The organism is Nonomuraea guangzhouensis, assembly GCF_019396345.1.
In the GTDB taxonomy this organism is placed as follows: Bacteria; Actinomycetota; Actinomycetes; order Streptosporangiales; family Streptosporangiaceae; genus Nonomuraea; species Nonomuraea guangzhouensis.
Map to the genome: position 1 here is coordinate 56652 of NZ_JAHKRM010000034.1, position 22101 is coordinate 78752.

Consider the following 22101-nt stretch of genomic DNA (forward strand, 5'->3'; position numbering starts at 1 on the left):
CCAGCAGCGTAGCGGTCATCACTTGTTCAGCACCGCCTCCATGATGGCTTTGCCGATCGGCGCGGCGGTGTGGCCGCCCGTCGCCTCGGCGCCGACGTTGGCGGCACCGGACTCGACGATGATCGCGACCGCGACCTTCGGGTCATTGGCCGGCGCGAAGCTGATGAACCAGGCGTGCGGCGGCTGCTTGTCGGCCGTCTCCGCGGTGCCGGTCTTGCCCGCCACCTCGACGCCGGGGATCTGCGCCAGGTTGGCGGTGCCGTTGTTGACGACGCTGACCATCATCTCGCGCAGCTTGCCCGCCGTCTCGGAGCTGACCGCCTCCGACAACTCCTCCGGCTTGGCGTCCTCGACCGAGTCGCCCTTGGAGTCAGTGATCTTGTTGACCAGGTACGGCTTCATGACCTTGCCGTCGTTGGCGATGCCCGCGGCGATCATGGCCATCTGCAGCGGCGTCATCTGGTTGCTGCGCTGGCCGATGGAGGCCATGGCGAGGGCCGCCTTGTCCTCCTCCTTGCCGAAGGAGCTCTGCGCCACCGACATGGGGATGCCGATCTGCGTCCCCATGCCGAACTTCTCCGCCTGCTCCTTCATCTTGTCGTAGCCGAGCTCCATGGCGATCTTGGCGAACGGCGTGTTGCAGGACTTCTCCAGCGCGTAGACCAGCGGGACCTGCCCGGCGCCGCAGGCCGCGCCGCCGTAGTTGGGCAGGCTGATGTTGGTGCCGGGCAGCGGAAGGCGCTGCGGGGCGTCCACGACCGTCTGTCCGCCGCGGCTGGAGTCGTCCTCCAGGTACGCCGCCGCGGTCACTACTTTGAAGGTGGAGCCGGGCGGGTAGGTGCGGTCGATGTTGCGGTTGAGCAGCGGCTGATTCTTGTCCTTGGCCAGCTCGTCATAGCGGGGGAACACCTTGCCCTTGTCGGTGCTCGACAGCTCGGCCGGGTCGTAGGTGGGCAGCGACACCATTGCCAGGATCGCCCCGGTCTTCGGGTCGAGCGCGACGGCCGCGCCGCGCTTGCCGCTCTCGCGCAGCGCGTCGTAGGCCGCCTTCTGGGCTTTGGGGTTGATCGTCACGTCGACGTTGGCGCCCCTGGTGGGATCACCGGTGAACAGGTCGATGCTCCGGCGCAGCAGCAGGTCGGAGCTGGAGCCGTCGAGCAGTTTGTTCTCGTACCGCTCGATGTTGGACTCGCTCTCCGGCGAGAAGAAGCCGGTGACGTGCGCGTAGAGCTTGCCGTCGGGATATTCCCTGAGGAAGCGGAAGTCGCCTTCCTTCTTCTCCACCGACTGCGCCAGGATCACCTTGCCGCCGGCGGTGATGCGACCGCGCTCCACGGCGTAGCGCGCGTAGTAGTTGCGCTGGTTGCGGGAGTCTCCGCTGTATTGCTCCGCTTTTACGGCCTGCACGTAGTTCACGTTGATCATCAGAAGCGCGAACATGGCCAGGCAGGCCACGGCCGCACGCTTCAGAGTGCCGTTCATCGCTGGAACACCTGCGTCATTCCCTCGTTCTGGATCGCCTGGGGCGGAGGTCGCCGTGCCGAGTCTGACATGCGTACCAATAGTGCGATAAGGATCCAGTTAGCGAGCAATGCCGAGCCACCCTGGGACATGAACGGGGTGACCAGGCCGGTCAGGGGAATGAGGTTCGTCACGCCGCCGACGATGATGAACACCTGCCAGGCCAGGATGAACGACAGGCCGCCCGCCAGCAGCTTGGAGAAGGGGTCGCGGGCCGCGAGCGCGGTGCGCAGCCCCCGCTGCACGATCAGCGCGTAGACCATGAGCAGCGCCATCAGGCCGGTCAGACCGAGTTCCTCGCCGGTCGCGGTGAAGATGAAGTCGGAGAACGACAGCGGGATGAGGTAAGGGTGGCCCTGGCCGAGGCCGGTGCCGAGGATGCCGCCCGCGCCCATTGCGAACAGGCCCTGCATGAGCTGCGCGCTGCCGCCGAGCTCGCGGTTGAAGAACTCGGCGTTTCCGGGGTCGAGCCAGACCTCGATGCGGGCGTGCACGTGGTCGAAGACCTGGCTGGCCAGGAACGCGCCGCCGACGAACAGCAGGATGCCGATCAGCACCCAGGAGGTGCGCTGGGTGGCGATGTACAGCATCACGATGAACGTGCCGAACAGCAGCAGGGAGGAGCCCAGGTCCTTCTGCAGCACGAGCACGCCCAGGCTGACCGCCCAGGTGATGAGCACCGGTCCGAGGTCGCGGGCGCGCGGCAGGTCGATGAAGAGCAGCCGGCGGCCGGCCAGGGCCAGCACGTCGCGCTTGGCCACGAGGTAGCCGGCGAAGAAGACGACCAGAGCGATCTTGGCCAGCTCCGCGGGCTGGATGATGGCGGGGCCGAAGCCGATCCAGATGGTGGCGCCGTTGACGCTCTTGCCCAGCCCGGGAATCAGCGGGGAGATCAGCAGGAACAGCCCGGCGAAGCCCGCGGTATAGGTCAGGCGCTGCAGCGTACGGTGGTCGCGGAGCACGACCAGCGTGATGGCGAACAGGACCACTCCCGCGCCGGTCATGATCAGCTGGTTGGTGGCGGACGCGCCGCCGGTGCCTCTCGCGCCAGAAGCCTCGATCCGGTAGATCATCACCAGGCCGATGCCGTTGACCACCGTGACCAGCGGGAGGATCAAGGGGTCGGCCCACGGCGCGAACTTGGTGAGCACCAGATAGGCGGCCAGCATGAACCCGCCCAGCCCCAGGCCGTACGTCAGCATGCCCGAGGGGATCGCGCCGTCGAGAGCCAGCCCGACGTTGGCATAGGCGCCCATGACGATCACGACCGCGAACGCCAGCATCGCCAGCTGGGCGCCCCGCCGCTTGGCCGGCATCAGGACAGGTGCTTCCGCCACTTCACTCATCTACTGCGGCTTCGCCTTCGTCTTCGTCGTGCTCGGGGTGGCTGAGGCGCTCGCGCTCGGGGTGGCCTTCTGCTCCGTCGGCTCGGCCGTGGCCTTGAAACCGTTGATGCGGGTCACGCCCTCCGCCACGGTCTTGACGTCGATGCCGCCCTTGACCAGCGCCTGGTCGGGGTCGGAGAGCTGGGAGAGCGGCTTGCCGGTGTGCTGCGCGACCGAGAAGAACTGGAACGGCCCCACCTCCTGGCGGATGCCCCGGAACACGACCACCTCGTCGCCCTTGGCGCCGACGAAGAACTGGTCCTGAGTCCACTGCCAGCCGAAATAGCCGCCGACGCCGATGGCGACGACGGCCACACCCAGCACCGAGACCAGCAGGGGCCACACCCGGCGTCGTTTGACCGGCCGCCGGGCCGACTGTGGGCCCGAATCCTCGAAGTCGTCGTCGGTCAGCACCGGCTGGGGCGCGGTCACCGCACCGGCCCGTCCCGGCGAGGTGTCGGGAGCGTCGTGCCGCAGGCGGTTCATGCCCGCCGCCCCGACGATCGCCACCTCGGCGGGCACCTGCTGCCCGTCGGTGAGCTCCACCACGTCTGCCAGCACGCAGGTGATGTTGTCGGGCCCGCCGCCTCTGTTGGCCAGGTCGATGAGCTGGCGCACGACCTCTTCCGGGTCGTCGATGTTCGTCAGAGTGGCGTGCAGTGTCTCCGCGCTCACCACTCCGGACAGCCCGTCGGAGCAGAGGAGATAGCGGTCGCCCACCTGCGCTTCGCGCAACGTGAGATCGGGATCGACCTCGCCGCTCCCGTCGAGCGCCCGCAGCAGGATCGAGCGCTGCGGGTGCGTCGCCGCCTCCTCCGGTGTGATGCGCCCGTCGTCGACCAGCTGCTGCACCAGTGTGTGATCGTGGGTGATCTGGTAGAGCTCCCCGCGTCTGAGCAGGTAGGCGCGCGAGTCGCCGACATGCACCAGGGCCACCGAGGTGCCGTGCCAGAACATGGCGGTCAGCGTGGTGCCCATGCCCTTGAGGCTGGGATCCCGCCCCACCATCTCGTGCAGCTTGCGGTTGGCGTCGCGTACCGCTGCCTCGATGGCGTTGAGCAGGTCACCACCCTGTTGAGCCTCTTCGAGAGAGGCCATTGCGGCGATGGCGACAGAACTCGCCACCTCACCGTGTGCGTGTCCGCCCATACCGTCGGCGACGGCTAGCAGGCGGCCGCTTGCGTACGCCGAGTCCTCGTTCCCTTCGCGGAGGAGGCCGACGTCCGAGCGGGCGGCGTAGCGGAGTGCGATGGTCATTTGCGCAATTCAATGACTGTCTTGCCGACGCGGATCGGAACACCGAGCGGCACCGGGGTCGGGCGGGTGACTTTTGAGCGGTCGAGGTACGTGCCGTTGGTCGAACCGAGATCTTCCACGATCCACTGACCGTCCTGAGGGAAGAGCCGGGCATGCCGACTGGAAGCGTAGTCGTCTGTGACTACCAGCGTGGCGTCGTTGGCCCGGCCAATGCTGATGGGCGTCTCCGTGAGATTAATGGTGGTGCCTTGCAGCGGGCCACCCGTCACAACGAGCTGGCGTGGCTCGCCCTTCTTATTCTTCGGCTTAGCCGCCGGTTTGGTGGGCTTGATGCCACCCTTGCGTGGACCCGCGGGGGCCGTACGTGATCCGAACAAGTCAGTCCGGATCACGCCGACTGCGGCAATGACGAAGAACCACAGCACCGCCAGGAAGGCGAGCCGGATCAGCAGCAGCGTGAGCTCGGACATGGACCGCTTGTCTACCCCTAATCGCGCCGGAACACCAGAGTCGTGCGCCCCAGGGTCACTCGCGTGCCGTTCTGGAGCTCGACTCTGCGTACCGGCTGGCCATTGACGAATGTGCCGTTCGTCGATCCGAGATCGACTAGGGCGACTTGCTGACCCTCGACGCGGATCTCCGCGTGGTGGCGAGAGACGCCGGGGTCGACAAGACGAAGATCGCAGTCGGTGCCCCTGCCCAGCAAGGTCACCGGAGTGGTGAGCTCGTAGGAGCGGTCGCCCTGCGGATCGTCCTGAGTGGACACGAGCAGCCGGGGCCGCCCGTTGAAGGCATTGGGCCTGGATGGTGGCAGATCACTCGCCGGCTGGCGAATCTCGTCCTGCTCCACAGTGGCGCCGCGGATGACCCCCGACCTGATGCGGAACAACCCCACTGCCAGGTCGGCGGCGGTCTCGAAACGGACCCGGACCGGTCCCACGAAGGAGTAGCCCTGTTCTTTGGCGTACTCCCTGGCGAGGTTGGCCAGCTCGTGGCTGATGCTGTCGGCATAGACCTCAAGCCGCTCGCTGTCGGTCGTGGACAGTTCAACCACGAAGTCGTTGGGCACGAGCGTCCGACCTTGAGCGACGATAGCCGCGCGCTCATCCATCTCCCGCTGAACCGCGCTGGCGACCTCGACCGGCTGAAGGTCAGATTTGAACGCCCGCGCAAAGGCCCCCTCAACCAAGCCTTCGAGCCTTCGCTCGAAGCGCTGAAGGACTCCCACCGGGTACCTCCCTTCCTCCGTGCATATGATCGCGGCCACCGGACGCGCTCACCGCGCCTGGCCTCCGCTCGTCCCACGTCGCGGGTGGTCCCGGCGCTCGTCAGCTGTCGCGCCCAGCTCCTCCGCTCCCGTGTCTTATGCGATCGTATCCGGGTTCAGTACCAGCGGCTGTTCCGTGCTACTGTTTCTCCGCACCCACAAGGGCGGGTGGCGGAACGGCAGACGCGCACGGTTCAGGTCCGTGTGTCCGAAAGGACGTGAGGGTTCAAATCCCTCCTCGCCCACTCGGTGACAGGGGACCCATGGTCGCGACCCTCACGGGATCGCTTCCCTCGGTCCCCTCGTCGTTTACACCGGGGGATGACCCCCGGACCCCCAGCATTAGACCCGCTGGGGGTTGATCTTTCTTATGAGACTTTGCTTCTTTGGCAGACCTACACTGGCGAAGAGTGCCCCGGTTCGCAAGAGCCGGGGCTTCTTGATTTTGGGAAGAGTAGGGCCGGCCGGTTGCAGATCGCTTTCGGATTGCTTTCCGGCCGGGTGTGTGTTTTTGGCCACACTGGTGGGGCTAGGCGGCTATTGCTCGGGTGTCTAGGAGCTCGTTGAGTAGGTCGGTCAGGCTTACCATGCCGATGATCTTGCTTCCCTGTGTTACCAGGGCTAGGTGGGCGTGGGCCTCCTGCAGTGCTGTTACCGCTTCGGGGGCTTGGGTTACGCAGGGCAGCTTGGGGACTGGGCGGGCCAGGTCTGCCGCTGTGCGGTCGGGGTGGACCAGGGCGTCTCGGGCGTGGAGGACGCCTTGTACGTCGTCTGTAGCGCCTACCAGGAGCCTTAGGTGGCCGCTCTCCGCTGCTGCTTGTCTGATCTCTTTGGCGTTGGCCGATGGTGGGACGGTGACGAAACGGTCTACCGGGACCATGAGGCGTTCTATGCCTTCTGCCTGTAGGCGTAGGGCTCTTGTGAGTAGGTCGTGTTCTTCTCTGTCCAGGAGGCCCATGCGGCCTGATTCGCCTACCAGCATGGCTAGCTGGCGGGGGGTTCTTGTTGTGGCCAGTTCGTCTCTTGGGCTTACGCCGAAGAGGCGGAGGATCACGTTGGTCAGGCCGTTGAGGGTCGAGAGCAGAGGGCGCATCAGCCAGGTGAAGCTGCGGAAGGGCAGCGTCAGGAGGAGGGCCGCTCGTTCTGGGTGAGTCAGTGCCCAGGACTTGGGGGCCATTTCGCCTACCACCATGTGGAGGAAGGTGACCAAGGCCAGGGCGATGGTCAGGGCGATTGGCATGCGCATCGACTCTGGGATGCCTACCGCGGCGAAGACCGGTTCCAGGAAGTGTTCGATCGCCGGCTCTGTTACCTGGCCCAGGCCCAGTGTGCAGAGGGTGATGCCCAGTTGGGCGCCGGCCAGCATCAGGGAGAGGCGTCGGCCGCCGCCTACCGCTGACTTCGCGGCGATGCGGACCAGGCGGTTGCCGTTGGCGGCCATCTCCTCCAGGCGGTGGCGCTTGGCGGAGACGAAGGCGAACTCCGCTGCCACGAACAGGGCGTTCAGTAGCAGGAGGACCAGGCTGATCAGGATCATCGTCATCGGGTCGCCTCCGCGTGCTGGACCGGTGCGAGTCGTACTCTTTCGGGCACGCGGCGGTTGAGTGACAGGACGGTGAGTTCGGCCAGGTGCTCCTCCTGGTCGTCCTCGGTGAACGGGTCCATTTCCGGAATGACGGGCACGGTCACGGTGTCGCCAAGGTCGGGCATGCGGCCCAGTTTGGCGAGGACCAGGCCGGCGAGCGTGTCGTAGTCGTCGCTCTCGGGCAGTGAGACGCCGGTGGCCCGCTCGACCTCGTCGAGCCTGAGCCGGCCCGGCACCTCCCAGATGCCGCCCGGCTGCTCGACGGCGCCGTCGGGCTCCGGGTCGTTCTCGTCGATGAGCTCGCCGACCAGCTCCTCCGCCAGGTCCTCGACGGTGATGACGCCGGCCAGGCCGCCGTACTCGTCGATGACGCAGACGAGGTCGTCCTTGGACGAGCGCATCTCGTTCAGTACGGCGGGCAGCGGCAGCGAGTCGGGCACCAGCACCGCGGGGTGGGTGATGCCGATGATCGGGCCGTCGTCGAGACCGGAGGTGATCAGCTCGCGCACGCCCGTCACGCCCACCACGTCGCCGTCGGCGCCGAGCACCGGGTAGCGGGAGTGGCCGCACTCGCGGATGACCTCCACGAGGTCGGAGACCGGCTGCGAGTCGCGGACCACGACCACGCGCGGGCGCGGGACCATGATCTCCTCCGCGGTGCGGTCGCCGAACTCCAGCGCCCGCTCCAGCAGCTCCGACAGGCGCGGGGGCAGCTCGCCCGCGAGGGTGGACTCGGCGATGATCCGCGAGAGCTCCTCGGGGGTCGCGCCGTGCTCCACCTCCTCGACGGGCTCGATGCCGACCCGCCTGAGCAGGCCCGTGGCCGCCGAGTCGAACAGCCGGACCACCGGGCCGACCACGGCGAGGTAGGCCAGCGTCGATCCGGCGAGGAACTTGGCGACGGGCTCCGGACGGGCGATGCCGAGATTCTTGGGCGCCAACTCGCCGAAGACCATCTGTACGACGGTCGCGACGAACACCCCGATGGCCACGGACAGGCCGGTGACCACCCCCTCGGGCAGACCGGTGTCCGTCAGCCATGGGCCGACGATCGTCGCGATGGCGGGCTCGGCCAGGAACCCGACCAGCAGCGCGGTGACGGTGATGCCGAGCTGCGCGCCGGAGAGCATGAAGGAGAGGCGGGAGGTTACCTGGAGCGCCTTCTCCGCGGCCGGATCGCCGGCGGCGGCCTGCTCACGCAGGAGGCCCCGGTCGGCGGCCACGAAGGCGAACTCCTGCGCGACGAAGTAGCCGGTCGCGGCAGTGAGCAGGAAGAGGGCCAACAGCCCGAGATACGCGCTCACCGTGGTGAGCTCCGAAAAAATGAGGTCTCAGGGGATCCCGTGCGTGTGCACGGGCGAATATTCCATGGGTCCGGGGCGGACACGATCATCCCTTCGATGGCGGAAGTCCATAAACCGTAACGATGGGGTTGGCAGCAATGTTTCCGAAGTGACGCTCCGCTAGTTCTGCGTACTTTTCCGTGGGAAAACCTTGGTGAGACGTCTTCACTGGTGGGGGGTTGGACGTAGCGTCTATGACAACCGAAGGGGAAAGAGGTCAAGTGTCTGAGGAAGACCGGACGCGAGCCATGCGCTCGCCGGGCGATGGCCGCCCGCTGCCCGGCAGGAACGACGGCGGCGCGCGCTCAGGTGGTGCTCCCGCGCATCGGATCCCGTCGGCGCAGCAGGTTCCGCCGACGGCTAAGCAGGCGCCGCCGGCGAATCTGCCCGCCGAGCCGGTCTCCGACGCGCCTCGGGCCGGCAGCTCGCGCGTGTACGGCCGGCAGCGCTCAGGCGGCAGCCCGATCAAGCCGTTCAAGCCCAAATCGGAGCCGACCCCGTCCGACCCGTCCGGCCCGTCGGGTCCCAAGCCGCCGCGCAGGCGGATCAAGGGCCGGACCATACTGACGATCGTCGCCGCCGTGGTGGCGCTGCTGCTCGTGGCGGGCGTCGGCATGTTCTTCTGGATCGACTCGCGGCTGACCGGGATCCCCGGCGTGCTCAACGACTACACGGGCCGTCCCGCCGACACTCCGGGCACCAACTGGCTGCTCGTCGGCTCCGACAGCCGCAAGGGCCTGTCGGCGGCCGACCGCAAGAAGCTCGCCACCGGCCGCGCGGCCGGCCAGCGGACCGACTCGATGATGCTGCTGCACATCCCGGCGGGCAGTGACAAGCCGACCCTGGTCAGCCTGCCGCGTGACTCGGCGGTCACCATCCCCGGCAAGGGCCGCAACAAGCTCAACGCCGCCTACGCCATCGGCGGCCCCAAGCTGCTGGCCCAGACGGTCGAGACCGTCACCGGGGTGCACGTCGACCACTACATGGAGATCGGCTTCGCCGGGTTCGTGGACATCGTCGACGCGGTCGGCGGCGTCGAGATCAACGTCCGGGCCGCGGTCGACGACCCCAAGGCCGGGTTGAAGCTCAAGAAGGGGGTTCAGACGCTGACCGGCGGCCAGGCGCTCGGCTACGTCCGTACCCGTAAGGGCGGCGCGCTGCCCGACTTCGAGCGGACCAAGCGCCAGCGCCAGTTCCTCGGCGCGGTCGTCAAGAAGGCGGCCAGCCCCGGCGTGCTGATCAACCCGTTCACCTCGATCCCGCTGGCCATGAGCGCCACCGACGCGGTCGCCGTCGACGAGGACACGGGCGCGTTCGACATGCTGTCGCTGGGCCTGGCCATGGGCGACAGCCCGGTGACCACGGTCGTGCCGTTCGGCGGCAACGAGATCGCGGGCGGCGGCAGCGCGGTCAAGTGGGACAAGGAGAAGGCCCTGGCCCTGTTCAACGCGCTCAAGGAGGACAAGCCGGTGCCGCAGAACATCATCGACGCCGGCTGACCCCCGCCGCTGTGAAAGGTCCGGTACGTCCACGTACCGGACCTTTCAGTTACCTGAGGAGATGGCGCCCATGGCGGCGGTCGAGGCGGCGATGACGACGACCGAGTTGATCGCGGCGATCGTCTTGGCCACCGCGTCGCCCGCCCACTCGCCCTCGGCGATCTCCTTGACGCGCTTCCTGCTCGCCCCGGGGAACGCCTTGCGGTCGAGCTTGGCCGCGTACATGACGGCGATGAGCACCGCGGTGCGCGCGTCGGGCTCCGCGCCCGCCAGCACGTCGCCCACGCGCTGCCTGACCTCCGCCTCGACGCGGCCGTCGGCCTCCGGCCAGCGGGTGGTGGGGAAGACGCCGAGCACCTTGCCGCGCTCCTCGGTCAGCACGCCCGACTCGGCGAGCCGGGTCAGCAGGCGCCTGCGCAGCTTGGTGGAGTGGAGCCTCTGGACCCACCAGTCGGGCCTGCGCTCCTTGCCCTCCGCCGCGATGCGGGCCAGCGTCGCGTCGAGCTCGTCGTCGCCCAGCGGGGTGGCGCTCACGACCGACACCTTCTTGCCGGACAGGGCCACCCGTTCGTTCACCGCCAGCTCCGCCAGGATCGCGCCGCCAAGGGCCGGATCGAGCTGGGTGGCGCTGATCAGCTGCTTGCCCTCCTCCTCGCTGTAGGCGAGTAAGAGCAGTTCCTCCGCGATCGTGACACTCATTCTTTGACACTAACGTGCCGTTCATGGGTATCTCGGAGAAGCTGCACGCGGTGGGGCGTCCCCTCCTCGACGCGCAGCTCGCGCATCCCACCGTGGTGGGCATCGGGCGCGGTGATCTGGCGGAGCCGGTGTTCCGGTCGTGGCTGGAGCAGGACTATCTGTTCCTGCTGGACTACGTGCGGGTGTTCGCGCGGTTGGCCTGGCAGGCGCCGGCCGCGCATCTGGGCGACCTCGTGGACCTGGCGCACACCACCTTCCACGACGAGCTGAGCCTGCACCGGGAGCTGTCGGCGCCGTTCGGGGCGGACCTCGAGAACGCGCGGAAGGGGCCGGCGTGCGCGGCCTACACGGCGTTCCTGCTGGAGTCGGCCGCCGATTACGGCGAAGGACTGGCGGCGCTTTATCCGTGTATGTGGGGATATTCAGAGCTTGGTCGGCTGCTGGCGGAGAATCTGCCCGCCGAGCCGCGCTACCGCAGGTGGGTGGAGACGTACGCCGATCCCGGTTTCGCGGCGCTGACCGTGCGGATCGGCCAGATGATCGACGAGGCCGGGCCAGAGCCCGCGCGCGCCGAGGCGCTCTTCGCCGAGGGCATGGCGCACGAGCTGGCGTTCTGGGACGTGCCGTAGTCGTCCACAGGCTGTGGACGACGACGGCACGTACCCTGGTGGCATGCCGGAACTCCCCGAAGTGGAATCGCTCGCCGGTTTCCTGCGCGAGCGGGCGGTCGGCCGTACGGTCCTGGGTGTCGACGTGGTCGCCTTCTCGGCGCTCAAGACCTTCGACCCGCCGGTCACCGCGCTCGGCGGGCTGACCATCACGGGCGTGGCGCGGCACGGCAAGTTCCTCGACCTCGACTGCGACGGGCTGCACCTGGTCATCCACCTGGCCCGCGCGGGGTGGCTGCGCTGGCGCGAGGACCTCTCGGGCGCGAAGCCGGTCAGGCCGGGCAAGGGCCCGCTCGCGGCAAGGGTACGGTTGGCGCCCGACGACGAGGGGCTGGCGCCCGGGTTCGAGCTGACCGAGGCGGGAACGCAGAAGCGCCTCGCCATCTATGTCACGAAAAATCCGGATGACGTGCCGGGTGTTGCCGCCCTCGGCCCCGACCCCCTCGACGACGCCTTCACCGTGGCCGCGCTCAAGGCCATCCTGGGCGGCAGCCGCACCCAGGTGAAGGGTTTGCTGCGCGACCAGAAGGTCATCGCGGGGATCGGCAACGCCTACTCCGACGAAGTGCTGCACGCGGCCAAGATGTCCCCGTTCAAGATCGCCGCAACGCTTACCGACGACCAGATCGCCGACCTGCACGAGGCCATCGTCACCACGCTGCGCGAGGCGATGGAGCGGGCGCACGGCCTGGCCGCCAAGGACCTCAAGGCGGAGAAGAAGTCCGGCCTGCGTGTGCACAACCGCGCCGGCCAGCCCTGCGACGTCTGCGGCGACACGATCCGCGAGGTGTCCTTCGCGGACTCCTCGCTCCAGTACTGCCCCACCTGCCAGACAGGCGGCAAGCCGCTCGCCGACCGCCGCCTGTCCCGCCTGCTGAAGTAAGCCTTCACGCCCTGACGGCGACGGGCTCCTCGGCCTCTCCTGGCTGGCCGGTGGGGGCGGCCGGGCGGCGGCGGAGGCCGGTGGCGATGACGATCGCGGCGACCGCTGTGGCGGCCACCGGCACCAGCAACGCCGTCCTGATGGCCGACAGCCCGGCCTCGGCGGAGGTCGCGCCGCCGAGCGCCGCCACGCTGACGGCCGTGACCATCGACAGCCCGAGCGCCGCGCCGAACTGGAAGGCGGTGTTCAGCAACCCGCCGGCCAGCCCCTGCTCGTCCTCCGCGATGCCCTCCGTCGCGACGATCGTGAGCGGGCCGTACACGAAGGCGAACATCAGCCCGATCATCAGCATCGACGGCAGCATGGCCGCGTACGACCAGTCCATCCCGACCCCCACGAACAGGCCGTAAGCCGCCAGTCCGGACAGCAGGCCGCCGAAGATCACCCGGGCGTTGCCGTACCTCTGCACCAGCCAGGGGGTCAGGGTGGGCGCGAGCACCACGTCGGCGGCGGCGGCGAGCAGGGCCAGGCCGGTCTGGACGGTGGACCAGCCGCGCAGCTCCTGCAGGTACAGCGTGATGAGGAACTGGAAGCCGAAGAACGACGCCGTGAGCAGCAGCGCCGTCAGGTTGGCGCGCACCAGGGGTGCGGAGCGCAGGACGCCGAGGCGGACGAGGGGCGTGGCCGCCCGCCGTTCGATCGCCACGAACGCCGCCAGCAGCGCCGCGCCGCCCGCGAACGCGCCGACGGTCCAGCCAGGGCCATCGGCGGGGTGCTCCAGCCGTACGAGGCCGTAGACCAGCAGCGTCATCGCGCCGGTGATGGTCGCCGCGCCCGCCAGATCGACGCCGCCGGCGGGCCGGGGCGCGCGCTGCTCCTTCAGCACCGGGACGGCGATGATCAGGATCGCCAACGACAGGATGACGGGCGCGAAGAAGACCCAGCGCCAGCCGATCGAGGCCAGCAGGCCACCGATCACCAGCCCGAGCGCGAATCCGGCCGCGGCCGTCCCCGCGTACACGAGCAGCGCGCGGTTGCGCAGCCTGCCCTCGGGGAAGCTGGTGGTGATCAGCGACAGTCCAGCGGGCATCATGAACGCGGCCGCGACACCGGTGAGGAACCTGGCGACCAGCAGCACCCACCCCTCGGTCGCGAACCCGCCCAGTCCGGAGAACACCACGAACACGCCGAGCCAGAACAGGAACATCCTGCGCCTGCCCAGCAGGTCGGCCGCCCGGCCGCCGAGCAGGATGAAACCGCCACAGCCCAGGACGTAGGCGCTCACCACCCCGCTCAGCATGCCCGTGGACAGCCCCAGATCCGCCCTGATCGACGGCAGGGCCACGTTCAGCATGGCCACGTCGGTGCCCTCGATGAAGACGGCTCCGCACAGCACGATCAACATGCCCCAAGCGCGTTTGGACATGATCAACCCCCGGTTACTTATCGGCATCTCGGTTATCTCTTGTAACCGTGAAAATCATCCGGCAGCATGAGATCCCATGGAAGACGGCACTTCTAAGTCACCCGGTTACTGCGAGAGCACCGTGGACGACGACTACGACGTGCGGCAGTGGGACACCAGGGAGGACTGCGAGGTCCGGCAGATACTCGACCGCGTCGCCGACAAGTGGTCGCTGCTGGTCATCGCGCTGCTCGACTGCCAGAGCCTGCGCTTCACCCAGTTGCGCCGCGAGATCGACGGCGTCAGCCAGCGGATGCTCAGTGTGACCCTGCGTCACCTGGAGCGGGACGGCCTGGTCAGCCGTACGGTCCATCCCGTGGTGCCCCCACGGGTCGACTACGCGCTCACGCCGCTCGGCCGGACCCTGCACCAGACGATCAAGAGCCTGGTCACCTGGACCGAGGAGCACCAGCAGGAGATCGCCCAGGCCCGTGCCGCCTACGACGAGCGACGCGAGATGATGGAGGCATGACGGTTCCAGAGATCCCGGCCAGCGACGTTCCCACCGACGGTTACCTGCTCGACGTGCGGGAGCAGGACGAATGGGTGGCCGGGCACGCGCCCGAGGCAGTGCACATCCCGATGACGCAGATCCAGGGGCGGGTCGAGGAGGTGCCGGGCGACCGGACCGTCTACGTGGTCTGCCGGGTCGGCGGCCGGTCGCTGCAGGTCGCGGCCTGGCTCAACCAGCTCGGGCGCGAGGCCGTCAACGTCGACGGCGGCATGCAGTCTTGGGCGGGCGCGAGCCGTCCGATGGTCAGCGAGACGGGGCACCCGCCGTTCGTCGCCTGACGGATGACCAGCGGCCGCCCTTATTTGGCTTTTCGGACGATCGCGGACGGAGGGTGTGAGACCCCCCTGTGGTCAGCCGCCTCCTGATGAGGCAAGATGAGGGCGCAAACTGCACAACTGACGCGGGAGCTCGGGGCACCGGGCTGAGAGGGTAGCGAGCCGCTGCCGACCGCTTGAACCTGTCCGGGTAATGCCGGCGTAGGGAGTGAGCGATGACACATGTCGTTGACGAAGTTCCGCTGACCCTCGAGGGAACTCCCCCCAAGACGCTCGGGCTGCTCGACCAGGGTGCCCTGTGGGCGAACCTGGCCGTGAGCCTGCTGGGGTTCAGTGGAGCGCTGCTCCTGCTCAACCCGCTCGGTGACGCTCCGCTCACGCTGGCCGCCGCCCTGGTGGCCACGCTCGTCGGCAGTCTGGTCGGCAGCGCCATGGTGGGGCTGGCGGCCATTCCGGGCACGCAGACCGGGCGGCCGGCCATGGTGCTGCTGCGCGGGTTGTTCGGGGCGCGGCTGTCGTACATCCCGACCGTGCTCAACATCGTCCAGATGATCGGGTGGGGCGCCTTCGAGCTGTGGGTGATCTCCAAGGGCGCCATGGCCATCTTCGGCGACGCCGTGCCGTACCAGGCGTGGGTGGTGGTGGCGGGGGTGCTGACCACGTCGCTGACCATCTGGCCGCTCGGGTCGATCCGGCTGCTGCGGCGTTACGTCACCATCGGGGTGATCATCTCGCTCATCTGGTTCGCGGTCGCGTTCCTGTCGAAGGCTCCGCCGCAGAGCGGTGGGTCGTGGGCGGCGTTCGCGCCCGCGGTCGACTACGTCATCGCGCTGTCGGTCTCGTGGGTGCCGATCGCGGCCGACTTCGCCCGGCACTCCAGGTCGAGCCGGACGGCCTTCACCGGCGTGGTCGGCGGCTACACGCTCGCGCAGGTCGCCTGCCTGGGGCTGGGCGTGTACGCGGTGGCGATCGCCGGGTCCGCCGCGGTGGAGGCCGACGGCACGGCCGTTTTCGGGCCGTTCGTCGCGGCGCCGCTGGGGGCGCTGTTCTTCGCGATCCTGGTGCTGCGGGAGGCCGACCAGTCGTTCGCGAACGTCTACTCCACGACCATGTCGCTGCAGAACCTCATGCCGCGCGTCGACCGGCGGGTCATCTCGATCGCCATCGGCGTGCTGACCACCGGCATCGCGCTCGTGGTCGACGTGAACTCCTACGGGGCGTTCCTGGGGGTGATCGGGGCGGTGTTCGTGCCGATGTTCGCGGTGCTGGCGGTCGACTACTTCCTGCTCGGCGGGCACGCGCGGTGGAACACCGAGGAGAACGCGCCCGCTCGCTGGTCCATGCTGGTGCCCTGGGCGCTCGGCTTCGTGGCGTACTGGCTGACCACCTCCACGCCCACGGTCGCGCCGTGGGACGGCCTCTGGGCGGCGGTGCGTGCGGCCATCGGGTTCACCCGGCAGCCGTGGATGAACGGCGCGCTGGGCGCGGCCCTCGTGGCGGCGCTGGTGACGCTGGCGATCGGCGCGGCGGCGGCCAGGCGCGCGTCGGCCGCCCGCCGCTGAGGACGGGCCTCAGGCTCCGTGTACGGGCGTGAGGCTTCGCCTGCGGGCGTCAGGCGCGCGAGCGCTGTTCGACGTTGAGGAGGTGGCGTTTGGCCGCCTGGCCGCCCGCGTAGTCGCCCAGCTCGCCGTCGCCCGGCACGATCCGGTGGCAGGGCACGATCACGCAGACGGGGTTGGCGTTGAGCGCGTTGCCGACGGCGCGGAGCGCGCGCGGCCGGCCGATGCTCTCGCCGATCTCGTCCAGGGTCGCCGTCTCCCCATAGGGCACGGCCATCGTCTTCTGCAGCACCGTGCGCGCGAACGTCGTGGCGATGGACAGGTCGACCGGCGTGGCGAAGGCCCGCAGGCGGCCGGAGAAGTAGGCGTCGAGCTCCCTGCGCACCGGGTCGAGCCGCCCGGGGTCGGGCCCGACGAACGCGCCGACATGCCTGACGACCAGCTCGAAGACGATCTCCTCGGCCTCGAAGCTGCACGCCACGACGCCCTTGCCGCTCACCGCCAGCACCAGCCGGCCGACCGCGCCGTCATAGGTGCCGAACGCCACATCGGGCGGCACCTCGCCGCGGTAGGTGGCGGAGGTCACCCGCAGCAGGGCATCGAGATCGCTGCTCGACATACCCGTCACCCTCTTCCCCCGCCTGGAAAGGCCGTGCCCGCAGCGTATCGGACGGATCGCCCGACGAACGCCGCACGCCACAGGCACTATGGAGGTGTGGGTGACGACAGAGCAAGCAGTGACGATGAGATCGCCTGCGCGGTGCTCGCCAGCTCGCCCAACGCCGTGATCGCGCTCGACCGGGATCAGACCGTACTCGTCTGGAACCACGCGGCGGAGCGGCTCTTCGGCTGGTCGGCCGAGGAGATGCTGGGCCGCAGGGCGCCGATCGTGCCGGGGGAGCTGACAGCGGAGCACAACGCGGTGCTCGAACGGGTGCGCACGGGCGGCCAGGTGTCGCTGCGTACCAAGCGGTTGCGCAGGGACGGCACCGTGCTGGATCTACGGGTCGACACGAGCGCGTTGCTCACGGGCAGCGCCGTGGCGGGCTATGTCTTCGTGCACCATCTGACCGAGGCCGACGAGGCCGCCAGGAACCGCATGGCGCGGCGGGCCAGGCTGGTGCGCCGGCTCACCGACGTGGTCGGTGACATCAACGCCGAGCTGGAGCTGCCCGCGGTTCTCGACCGCATCGCGGCCAGCCTGACCGAGCTGACCGGCGCCGACGCGGGCGGCTTCGTGCTCATCGAGGACGAGCGGCTGCGGCTGGTGAGCGCTCACCAGCTGCCCGACTCGCTCAAGGGCGTGACGGCCGAGCTGCGTACCAGCCTGGTCGGCAAGCTCTTACGCACCGGCAAGACGGTGATGCTGGAGTCGCAGGACCTCGGCGACCTGGTCTGGACCAAGCTCGACGGGCTGCACACGATCGCGCTCGGGCTGGCCGCGGTCGGCGGGCGTCCCTATGGCGCGCTGTACGCGCTGTTCGCCAAACACAAGCCCGGCCATCTGGAGCTCGAACTCCTCGAACTGCTCGCCGGGCACGCCGGCATCGCGGTCGGCAACGCGGTGGCCTACCAGGAGGCGGTACGCCAGCGGGCACATGAGCGGGCGGTGTTCGACGCCAGCGCCGACGGCATCGCCGTGCTCGACCGCGCGGGGCGGGTCAGCCAGTGGAACCCGGCCGCGGCCGAGCTCACCGCGATGCCGGTCGAGGACGTCCTCGGCGGGCAACTGCCCTTCCCGCTGCCCAGCCCCGGGGAGAAGCTCACCTACCAGCTGGAGACCGGGCGCTGGCTGGACGTGGTCAGCGCCGAGATCGAGGAGACGGGAGAGGTGGTCATCGACTTCCGCGACGTGACCACGGCCAAGGAGCTGGAGGAGGCCAAGGACCTGTTCCTGGCCACGACCAGCCACGAGTTGCGCACGCCCATCACGATCGTGCGCGGGTTCGCCAGCACGCTCGACTCGCGCTGGGACAAGCTGACCGACACCGAGCGCCGCGCCGCCGTCCACACGATCGCCGAGCGGGCCAGGTCGCTCGGGCAGCTCATGGACCACCTGCTGCTCGGTGCCAGGGCGGGCGCCGACGAGCCGCCGGTACGCATCGAGGCGTTCGATCTGGCCGAGCGGATCCACGCGGCCACGCTCGGGCTGCCCGTGCTGTCCGACAGGCACCGGGTCGAGGTGGCCATCTCCGACGCCCTGCCGCAGGTCAGCGGCGACGCGCTGGCCACCGACATCATCCTCGGCCAGCTGCTGGAGAACGCCTTCAAGTATTCGCCGAAGGGCGGCCTGATCAGCGTCGGCGCCTGGCCCGAGGAGGACGCCGTGGTCGTGGTCGTGGACGACGAGGGAGTCGGCATCGCCGCGCCGGACCGCGAACGGGTCTTCGAACGGTTCGTGCAGGTCGACAGTGGTGACCGGCGCAGGTTCGGCGGGGTCGGCCTCGGGCTGTACATCGTCCGCAGTCTCGCCAGGGCTCAGGGCGGCGATGTGAGCGCCCATCCGCGACCCGGCGGAGGCACTCGAATGCGCCTCGTGTTGGGCAACGCTTCTCTTATCCGATCCGACACACCGATGCGGTAACGACGTGGTCACAGTTGAGCTGATCTATCGTCCAATGTGTACAAGCTGTGATCGAGATGCGGTTTCTGGGATCGAGTAACGGGGCATTTCGGTCGTACCGGGGAAGTGTTCCCGTGGGGGGCACTGGGAGCGGGGAGGTGGGTGTGTCAAGCGTGGTGCTACTGCCGTACGCGCCGTCCAGCGTCGCCGTCGCCCGCCAGCGTATATCCACTGACCTGCAGGATTGCGGTGTCTTCTCCACCGCGATCGACGATGCCGTCCTCGTGGTGAGCGAGCTGCTGAGCAACGCGCTACGGCATGCGCATCCGCTGCCGTCGGGCATGGTCAGGGTGGCCTGGCTGAAGAGCGACGAGCACATCGAGGTGGCGGTCAGCGATGGGGGTGCCTCGACCGAGCCCCGCGCCGGCCGGCCGACCATGTCGTCGCTCGGGGGCAGGGGGCTCGGCATCGTCGAGTACGTCGCGGAGAGCTGGGGAGTCCGCCACGACGGTGACATCACGACGGTGTGGGCGATCCTGCTCGCCCCCAACGGATCGATGAACGGGCAGGTCCACGCACTCAAAGAGGCCGGATAGCCGCTCGCTCAGACAGCCCGGGCGGCCAGGATCGCGCGCTCACCCGCGACCCACGCCGTGGAGATCAGCAGATAGAGTCCCGCCGCCAGCGGCAGCACCGCGGCGGCCAGCACCGAGCCGAACGGCAGCAGCGGCATGAGCCTGCGGATCATCGCGGGCTGCTCCGCCGGCAGTGTGGCGCTCACCTTCCGGGCCGAAATCCAGGCCACGACCGCGATCAGCGCGATGACCACGGCAAAGACCAAAAATGGCACGCTGACCAGACCGTAATTGGTGACAATTCCGGCGACGTGCTGACCCAGTGGGGCGCCCAGCAGGTCGTGGCCGAGGAAGGCGGTCGGGTGCGTGGCGACCCGATACATCACCCACATGAACGGAAGCTGCCCCAATCCCGGCAGGATCGTGGCCAGCGGCGAGGTGCCTTCCTTCGCGTACAGCTTGGTGGTCTCCTTGGCCAGCCGCTCGGGGTTGCGCGACCACCGCTTCTGCAACTCGCGCAGCTTGGGCGCCAGCCGCTTCTGGATCTGGGTGGCGCGGGCCTGGCGGATGCCGAGCGGCAGCAGCAGAAGGCGTACGGCCACGGTGAACAGCATGATGGCGACCGCGGCGTTGTCGCCGGAGACGGTCAGCAGGAACGAGATGAGAGAGTCGAACATGAGCCCCTTCAATCAAGAAAGATGGATCAGGGCTCGCTGAAGAGAGAGCCCCGCTTAACCGGAAGCGGGGCGCGATGACGGAGCTCGTGGCCGCGGCCGACCGGCGGCGGCGGGGTGGCGCAGGCGCTGGAAGGCCGTGCGCCGGGCATAGCTCAGCGGGAAGCCCGGCGCGTCGCCGCCGATGGCGGGCAGCAGCCGGGCGGCCCAGGTGGCGAGCAGCAGGATCGCCACCATGGTCACGCCGATGAGCCAAGGATCGAACAGGAAGAGCGTCACCGCGACGAGGACGACTTCCCGACCAGCGTGACGGCGATGAACACCAGCAGGGCGACGACTCCGATGATGAGCGCGACCTTGAGCAGCCCCATGATCATGGGCAGCACGAAGTTGAAAAGTACGAAGAGCCCCAGAAGGGCGCCCAGTACGAGCATGACGACTCGACTCATGCGCCCACCGTACGTCCTGCGGGCATGATCCGCGAGGCTTACGAACCAATGACGTAAGTGTCGATTCGGGGTCCCCCGCCGTACGGTGAAAGTGTGAACACGCGCATCCTGGTGGTCGACGACGACCCGACCGTGGCCGAGGTGGTGGCGCGTTATCTGGAGCGCGACGGGCACGAGGTCGAATGCGTGGGTGACGGCGCGGAGGCGCTGCGCCGGGCGCTCGCCAGTCCGCCCGATCTGATGGTGCTCGACCTGATGCTGCCCAAGATGGATGGGCTGCAGGTGTGCAAGAAGCTCAGGGAGCGCTGGCCGGTCCCGGTGATCATGCTGACCGCGCTCGGTGAGGAGATCGACCGTGTGGTCGGCCTCGAAACCGGCGCCGACGACTATGTGACCAAGCCGTTCAGCCCGCGCGAGCTGGCGCTTCGCGTCCAGTCGGTGCTGCGCCGCGCCCGCGGGGCCTCGGTCACGGGCGGCACGGGCGTGCTGCGTGACGGCGACCTGGTGGTCGACGTCGGGGCGCACGAGGTGGGGCTGGGCGGCGCCGAGGTGATGCTCACCGCCCGCGAGTTCGACCTGCTGGCCTACCTGATGCGTAACCCGCGGCAGGCGTTCAGCCGGTCGGCGCTGCTGAATCAGGTGTGGGGATGGTCGTTCGGCGACTCGTCCACGGTGACCGTGCACGTCAGGCGGCTGCGGGAGAAGATCGAGCCGGACCCGACCGCGCCGCGGCGGATCGTCACCGTCTGGGGTGTGGGATACCGGTACGAACCGCTCGAAGGCCAGCCATGAGCCCCAACCCCGCGATGGTGAGCGACCTGAGCATGATCGTGGCGGTCACGGCGGGGCTGGGGCTGCTGGTGGGCGTCCTGGGCGTGTCCGTGATGTGGTGGCTGCGTGCCCGCTCGATCGGGGTCATGCTGGCCGTCGTCATGGTGGTCGCGATCGCGGCGACGCTGGCCGGCGTGGTGGCGATCACGCTCAAGATGATCATCGCGGGCCCGGTCAAGGACATCGTGCTCAGCGTGGTGGCCGTCGGCGGGCTGGTCGGGCTGGGAGTGGCGTTCGTGCTGGCCAGGCGGGTCGTGGGCGAGAGCAGGCGGCTGGTGGCGGCCGTCCGCGACCTGCCGTTCACCGCGCCCAAGGGGTTGCCGTCTGAGCTGCAGACGATCGCGAACACGCTGGAGGAGGCGTACGAGCGGGAGCGCGCCCTGGAAGGGGCACGGCGCGAGCTCGTCGCCTGGGTGAGCCACGACCTGCGTACCCCGCTCGCCGGGATGCGGGCGATGGCCGAGGCGCTCGAAGACGGGGTGGTGTCCGACTCTGTGACCGTCGCCCGCTATCACCACCAGATCAAGCTGGAGGTGGAACGGCTGTCGGCGATGGTCGACGACCTGTTCGAGCTGTCCCGGATCCACGCCGGGGCGCTGCGGCTCTCTCCTGTCCGGATCGGGCTGGCCGACCTGGTCGCCGACACGCTCGCGGGGGCCGAGCCGCTGGCCCGCGCCAAAGGGGTGCGGCTGACCGTCGAGGCCGCCGAGGCGGTGCCCGTGCGGGCGGACGCGAACGCCCTGAGCCGGGCGCTGGGAAATCTGGTCGTCAACGCGATCAGGCACACGCCGTCGGACCGCACGGTCGTGTTGCGGGCGGCCGTCGACTCGGGCATGGCGTGCCTGTCGGTCAGCGACTGCTGCGGGGGCATCCCCGACGAGGACCTGAACCGGGTGTTCGAGGTGGCCTTCAGGGGCGAAGCGGCCCGGACCCCGACCAAAGACGGCGGGGCCGGGCTCGGCCTGGCGATCGCTCAGGGCATCGTGGAGGCGCACGACGGGGTGATCGGCGTGGTCAACGACGGGCCGGGCTGCCGTTTCGAGATCCGGCTGCCGCTGGTCCCGGGATAAGGCGTCCGTCAGGTCGTGA

At 68.9% G+C, this 22101-nt stretch carries 23 protein-coding genes, 1 tRNA gene and 1 riboswitch; of the genes, 11 read left to right on the top strand and 13 right to left on the bottom strand.

Going from position 1 to position 22101, the window contains the following annotated elements:
• Positions 1–18 precede the first annotated feature (18 nt).
• Genes KME78_RS49695 through KME78_RS49715 form a run of 5 tightly spaced genes read right to left on the bottom strand, consistent with a single transcriptional unit; the run spans position 19 to position 5391 of the window.
• On the bottom strand, positions 19–1482 hold the full coding sequence (locus tag KME78_RS49695; RefSeq protein WP_219537004.1) for a peptidoglycan D,D-transpeptidase FtsI family protein: 1464 nt from the start codon (positions 1480–1482) through the stop codon (positions 19–21).
• Positions 1479–2867 carry an FtsW/RodA/SpoVE family cell cycle protein gene (locus tag KME78_RS49700; protein ID WP_219537005.1) on the bottom strand — a complete coding sequence of 463 codons (1389 nt, stop codon included), beginning with the start codon at positions 2865–2867 and terminating at the stop codon, positions 1479–1481. The genes KME78_RS49695 and KME78_RS49700 overlap by 4 nt, the downstream gene beginning before the upstream one ends.
• Positions 2868–4163: a Stp1/IreP family PP2C-type Ser/Thr phosphatase gene (locus tag KME78_RS49705; RefSeq protein ID WP_219537006.1), complete on the bottom strand. Its 1296-nt coding sequence runs from the start codon at positions 4161–4163 to the stop codon at positions 2868–2870.
• The gene (locus KME78_RS49710; protein ID WP_219537007.1) at positions 4160–4633 is read right to left on the bottom strand and encodes an FHA domain-containing protein FhaB/FipA; all 474 of its coding nucleotides are present in this window, start codon (positions 4631–4633) and stop codon (positions 4160–4162) included. The genes KME78_RS49705 and KME78_RS49710 overlap by 4 nt, the downstream gene beginning before the upstream one ends.
• A 17-nt stretch (positions 4634–4650) precedes the next feature.
• Positions 4651–5391, bottom strand: coding sequence for an FHA domain-containing protein (locus tag KME78_RS49715; RefSeq protein ID WP_219537008.1), 741 nt, complete (start codon positions 5389–5391; stop codon positions 4651–4653).
• A gap of 201 nt (positions 5392–5592) precedes the next feature.
• Between KME78_RS49715 and KME78_RS49720 the strand changes: the two genes are divergently transcribed.
• Positions 5593–5675 (top strand) — tRNA-Leu (locus tag KME78_RS49720).
• Between the two features lie 284 nt (positions 5676–5959).
• Here the strand turns inward: KME78_RS49720 and KME78_RS49725 are convergent.
• Both KME78_RS49725 and KME78_RS49730 read right to left on the bottom strand, forming a co-directional pair.
• Positions 5960–6973, bottom strand: coding sequence for a hemolysin family protein (locus KME78_RS49725; RefSeq protein WP_219537009.1), 1014 nt, complete (start codon positions 6971–6973; stop codon positions 5960–5962).
• On the bottom strand, positions 6970–8319 hold the full coding sequence (locus KME78_RS49730) for a hemolysin family protein (RefSeq protein WP_219537010.1): 1350 nt from the start codon (positions 8317–8319) through the stop codon (positions 6970–6972). Before KME78_RS49730 ends, KME78_RS49725 begins: the two co-directional genes overlap by 4 nt.
• 260 nt (positions 8320–8579) lie before the next feature.
• Between KME78_RS49730 and KME78_RS49735 the strand changes: the two genes are divergently transcribed.
• Complete coding sequence (locus tag KME78_RS49735) at positions 8580–9857, top strand: LCP family protein (RefSeq protein WP_308127426.1); 1278 nt, start codon at positions 8580–8582, stop codon at positions 9855–9857.
• Between the two features lie 45 nt (positions 9858–9902).
• On the opposite strand, the gene KME78_RS49740 is transcribed toward KME78_RS49735, so the two are convergent.
• Positions 9903–10556 (bottom strand): GOLPH3/VPS74 family protein, encoded by a 654-nt coding sequence (locus KME78_RS49740; RefSeq protein ID WP_219537011.1) that lies wholly within the window; start codon positions 10554–10556, stop codon positions 9903–9905.
• A gap of 23 nt (positions 10557–10579) precedes the next feature.
• Between KME78_RS49740 and KME78_RS49745 the strand changes: the two genes are divergently transcribed.
• Positions 10580–11185 (top strand): TenA family protein, encoded by a 606-nt coding sequence (locus KME78_RS49745; RefSeq protein ID WP_219537012.1) that lies wholly within the window; start codon positions 10580–10582, stop codon positions 11183–11185.
• Between the two features lie 43 nt (positions 11186–11228).
• A complete protein-coding gene (locus KME78_RS49750) occupies positions 11229–12107 on the top strand; it encodes an Fpg/Nei family DNA glycosylase (protein WP_219537013.1) in 879 nt (292 codons plus the stop codon).
• 4 nt (positions 12108–12111) lie between these two features.
• Here the strand turns inward: KME78_RS49750 and KME78_RS49755 are convergent, their stop codons facing one another.
• The gene (locus tag KME78_RS49755; RefSeq protein ID WP_219537014.1) at positions 12112–13533 is read right to left on the bottom strand and encodes an MFS transporter; all 1422 of its coding nucleotides are present in this window, start codon (positions 13531–13533) and stop codon (positions 12112–12114) included.
• A 76-nt stretch (positions 13534–13609) separates the two neighbouring features.
• On the opposite strand from KME78_RS49755, the gene KME78_RS49760 reads away from it, so the two are divergent.
• The 3 genes from KME78_RS49760 to KME78_RS49770 all read left to right on the top strand — a co-directional run bounded on the left by KME78_RS49760 (position 13610) and on the right by KME78_RS49770 (position 15923).
• Positions 13610–14044, top strand: coding sequence for a winged helix-turn-helix transcriptional regulator (locus KME78_RS49760; RefSeq protein ID WP_219537015.1), 435 nt, complete (start codon positions 13610–13612; stop codon positions 14042–14044).
• Entirely contained in the window at positions 14041–14364 is a 324-nt protein-coding gene (locus KME78_RS49765; protein WP_219537016.1) for a rhodanese-like domain-containing protein, read from the top strand. The genes KME78_RS49760 and KME78_RS49765 overlap by 4 nt, the downstream gene beginning before the upstream one ends.
• 112 nt (positions 14365–14476) lie before the next feature.
• A riboswitch (TPP riboswitch) is annotated at positions 14477–14586 on the top strand.
• Positions 14577–15923 (top strand): purine-cytosine permease family protein, encoded by a 1347-nt coding sequence (locus tag KME78_RS49770; protein ID WP_219537017.1) that lies wholly within the window; start codon positions 14577–14579, stop codon positions 15921–15923. (Overlaps the previous riboswitch by 10 nt.)
• A gap of 49 nt (positions 15924–15972) precedes the next feature.
• Here the strand turns inward: KME78_RS49770 and KME78_RS49775 are convergent, their stop codons facing one another.
• Complete coding sequence (locus KME78_RS49775) at positions 15973–16539, bottom strand: methylated-DNA--[protein]-cysteine S-methyltransferase (protein WP_219537018.1); 567 nt, start codon at positions 16537–16539, stop codon at positions 15973–15975.
• A gap of 96 nt (positions 16540–16635) precedes the next feature.
• Here KME78_RS49775 and KME78_RS49780 point away from each other — a divergent pair, with 96 nt between their 5' ends.
• Together KME78_RS49780 and KME78_RS49785 are read left to right on the top strand one after the other, a co-directional pair.
• A complete protein-coding gene (locus KME78_RS49780; RefSeq protein ID WP_219537019.1) occupies positions 16636–18504 on the top strand; it encodes a sensor histidine kinase in 1869 nt (622 codons plus the stop codon).
• 143 nt (positions 18505–18647) lie between these two features.
• A complete protein-coding gene (locus KME78_RS49785; protein WP_308127427.1) occupies positions 18648–19079 on the top strand; it encodes an ATP-binding protein in 432 nt (143 codons plus the stop codon).
• Between the two features lie 8 nt (positions 19080–19087).
• On the opposite strand, the gene KME78_RS49790 is transcribed toward KME78_RS49785, so the two are convergent.
• From KME78_RS49790 to KME78_RS49800, 3 genes are read right to left on the bottom strand one after another with little or no spacing between them, the layout of a single operon-like run.
• Entirely contained in the window at positions 19088–19735 is a 648-nt protein-coding gene (locus tag KME78_RS49790) for a YidC/Oxa1 family membrane protein insertase (RefSeq protein ID WP_219537021.1), read from the bottom strand.
• 54 nt (positions 19736–19789) lie between these two features.
• A complete protein-coding gene (locus KME78_RS49795) occupies positions 19790–20011 on the bottom strand; it encodes a DUF6412 domain-containing protein (RefSeq protein WP_219537022.1) in 222 nt (73 codons plus the stop codon).
• Entirely contained in the window at positions 20008–20181 is a 174-nt protein-coding gene (locus tag KME78_RS49800) for a hypothetical protein (protein ID WP_214635541.1), read from the bottom strand. Before KME78_RS49800 ends, KME78_RS49795 begins: the two co-directional genes overlap by 4 nt.
• 93 nt (positions 20182–20274) lie before the next feature.
• On the opposite strand from KME78_RS49800, the gene KME78_RS49805 reads away from it, so the two are divergent.
• Together KME78_RS49805 and KME78_RS49810 are read left to right on the top strand one after the other, a co-directional pair.
• Positions 20275–20973, top strand: coding sequence for a response regulator transcription factor (locus KME78_RS49805; protein WP_219537023.1), 699 nt, complete (start codon positions 20275–20277; stop codon positions 20971–20973).
• Entirely contained in the window at positions 20970–22082 is a 1113-nt protein-coding gene (locus KME78_RS49810; RefSeq protein WP_246653759.1) for a sensor histidine kinase, read from the top strand. Before KME78_RS49805 ends, KME78_RS49810 begins: the two co-directional genes overlap by 4 nt.
• Positions 22083–22101 lie beyond the last annotated feature (19 nt).

Coding starts and splice junctions, on each gene's coding strand:
- KME78_RS49695 (WP_219537004.1), bottom strand. CDS start 1,482: ATGAACGGCACTCTGAAGCGTGCGGCCGTGGCCTGCCTGGCCATGTTC.
- KME78_RS49765 (WP_219537016.1), top strand. CDS start 14,041: ATGACGGTTCCAGAGATCCCGGCCAGCGACGTTCCCACCGACGGTTAC.
- KME78_RS49755 (WP_219537014.1), bottom strand. CDS start 13,533: ATGTCCAAACGCGCTTGGGGCATGTTGATCGTGCTGTGCGGAGCCGTC.
- KME78_RS49790 (WP_219537021.1), bottom strand. CDS start 19,735: ATGTTCGACTCTCTCATCTCGTTCCTGCTGACCGTCTCCGGCGACAAC.
- KME78_RS49725 (WP_219537009.1), bottom strand. CDS start 6,973: ATGACGATGATCCTGATCAGCCTGGTCCTCCTGCTACTGAACGCCCTG.
- KME78_RS49750 (WP_219537013.1), top strand. CDS start 11,229: ATGCCGGAACTCCCCGAAGTGGAATCGCTCGCCGGTTTCCTGCGCGAG.
- KME78_RS49745 (WP_219537012.1), top strand. CDS start 10,580: ATGGGTATCTCGGAGAAGCTGCACGCGGTGGGGCGTCCCCTCCTCGAC.
- KME78_RS49760 (WP_219537015.1), top strand. CDS start 13,610: ATGGAAGACGGCACTTCTAAGTCACCCGGTTACTGCGAGAGCACCGTG.
- KME78_RS49700 (WP_219537005.1), bottom strand. CDS start 2,867: ATGAGTGAAGTGGCGGAAGCACCTGTCCTGATGCCGGCCAAGCGGCGG.
- KME78_RS49800 (WP_214635541.1), bottom strand. CDS start 20,181: ATGAGTCGAGTCGTCATGCTCGTACTGGGCGCCCTTCTGGGGCTCTTC.
- KME78_RS49770 (WP_219537017.1), top strand. CDS start 14,577: ATGACACATGTCGTTGACGAAGTTCCGCTGACCCTCGAGGGAACTCCC.
- KME78_RS49740 (WP_219537011.1), bottom strand. CDS start 10,556: ATGAGTGTCACGATCGCGGAGGAACTGCTCTTACTCGCCTACAGCGAG.
- KME78_RS49775 (WP_219537018.1), bottom strand. CDS start 16,539: ATGTCGAGCAGCGATCTCGATGCCCTGCTGCGGGTGACCTCCGCCACC.
- KME78_RS49810 (WP_246653759.1), top strand. CDS start 20,970: ATGAGCCCCAACCCCGCGATGGTGAGCGACCTGAGCATGATCGTGGCG.
- KME78_RS49710 (WP_219537007.1), bottom strand. CDS start 4,633: ATGTCCGAGCTCACGCTGCTGCTGATCCGGCTCGCCTTCCTGGCGGTG.
- KME78_RS49705 (WP_219537006.1), bottom strand. CDS start 4,163: ATGACCATCGCACTCCGCTACGCCGCCCGCTCGGACGTCGGCCTCCTC.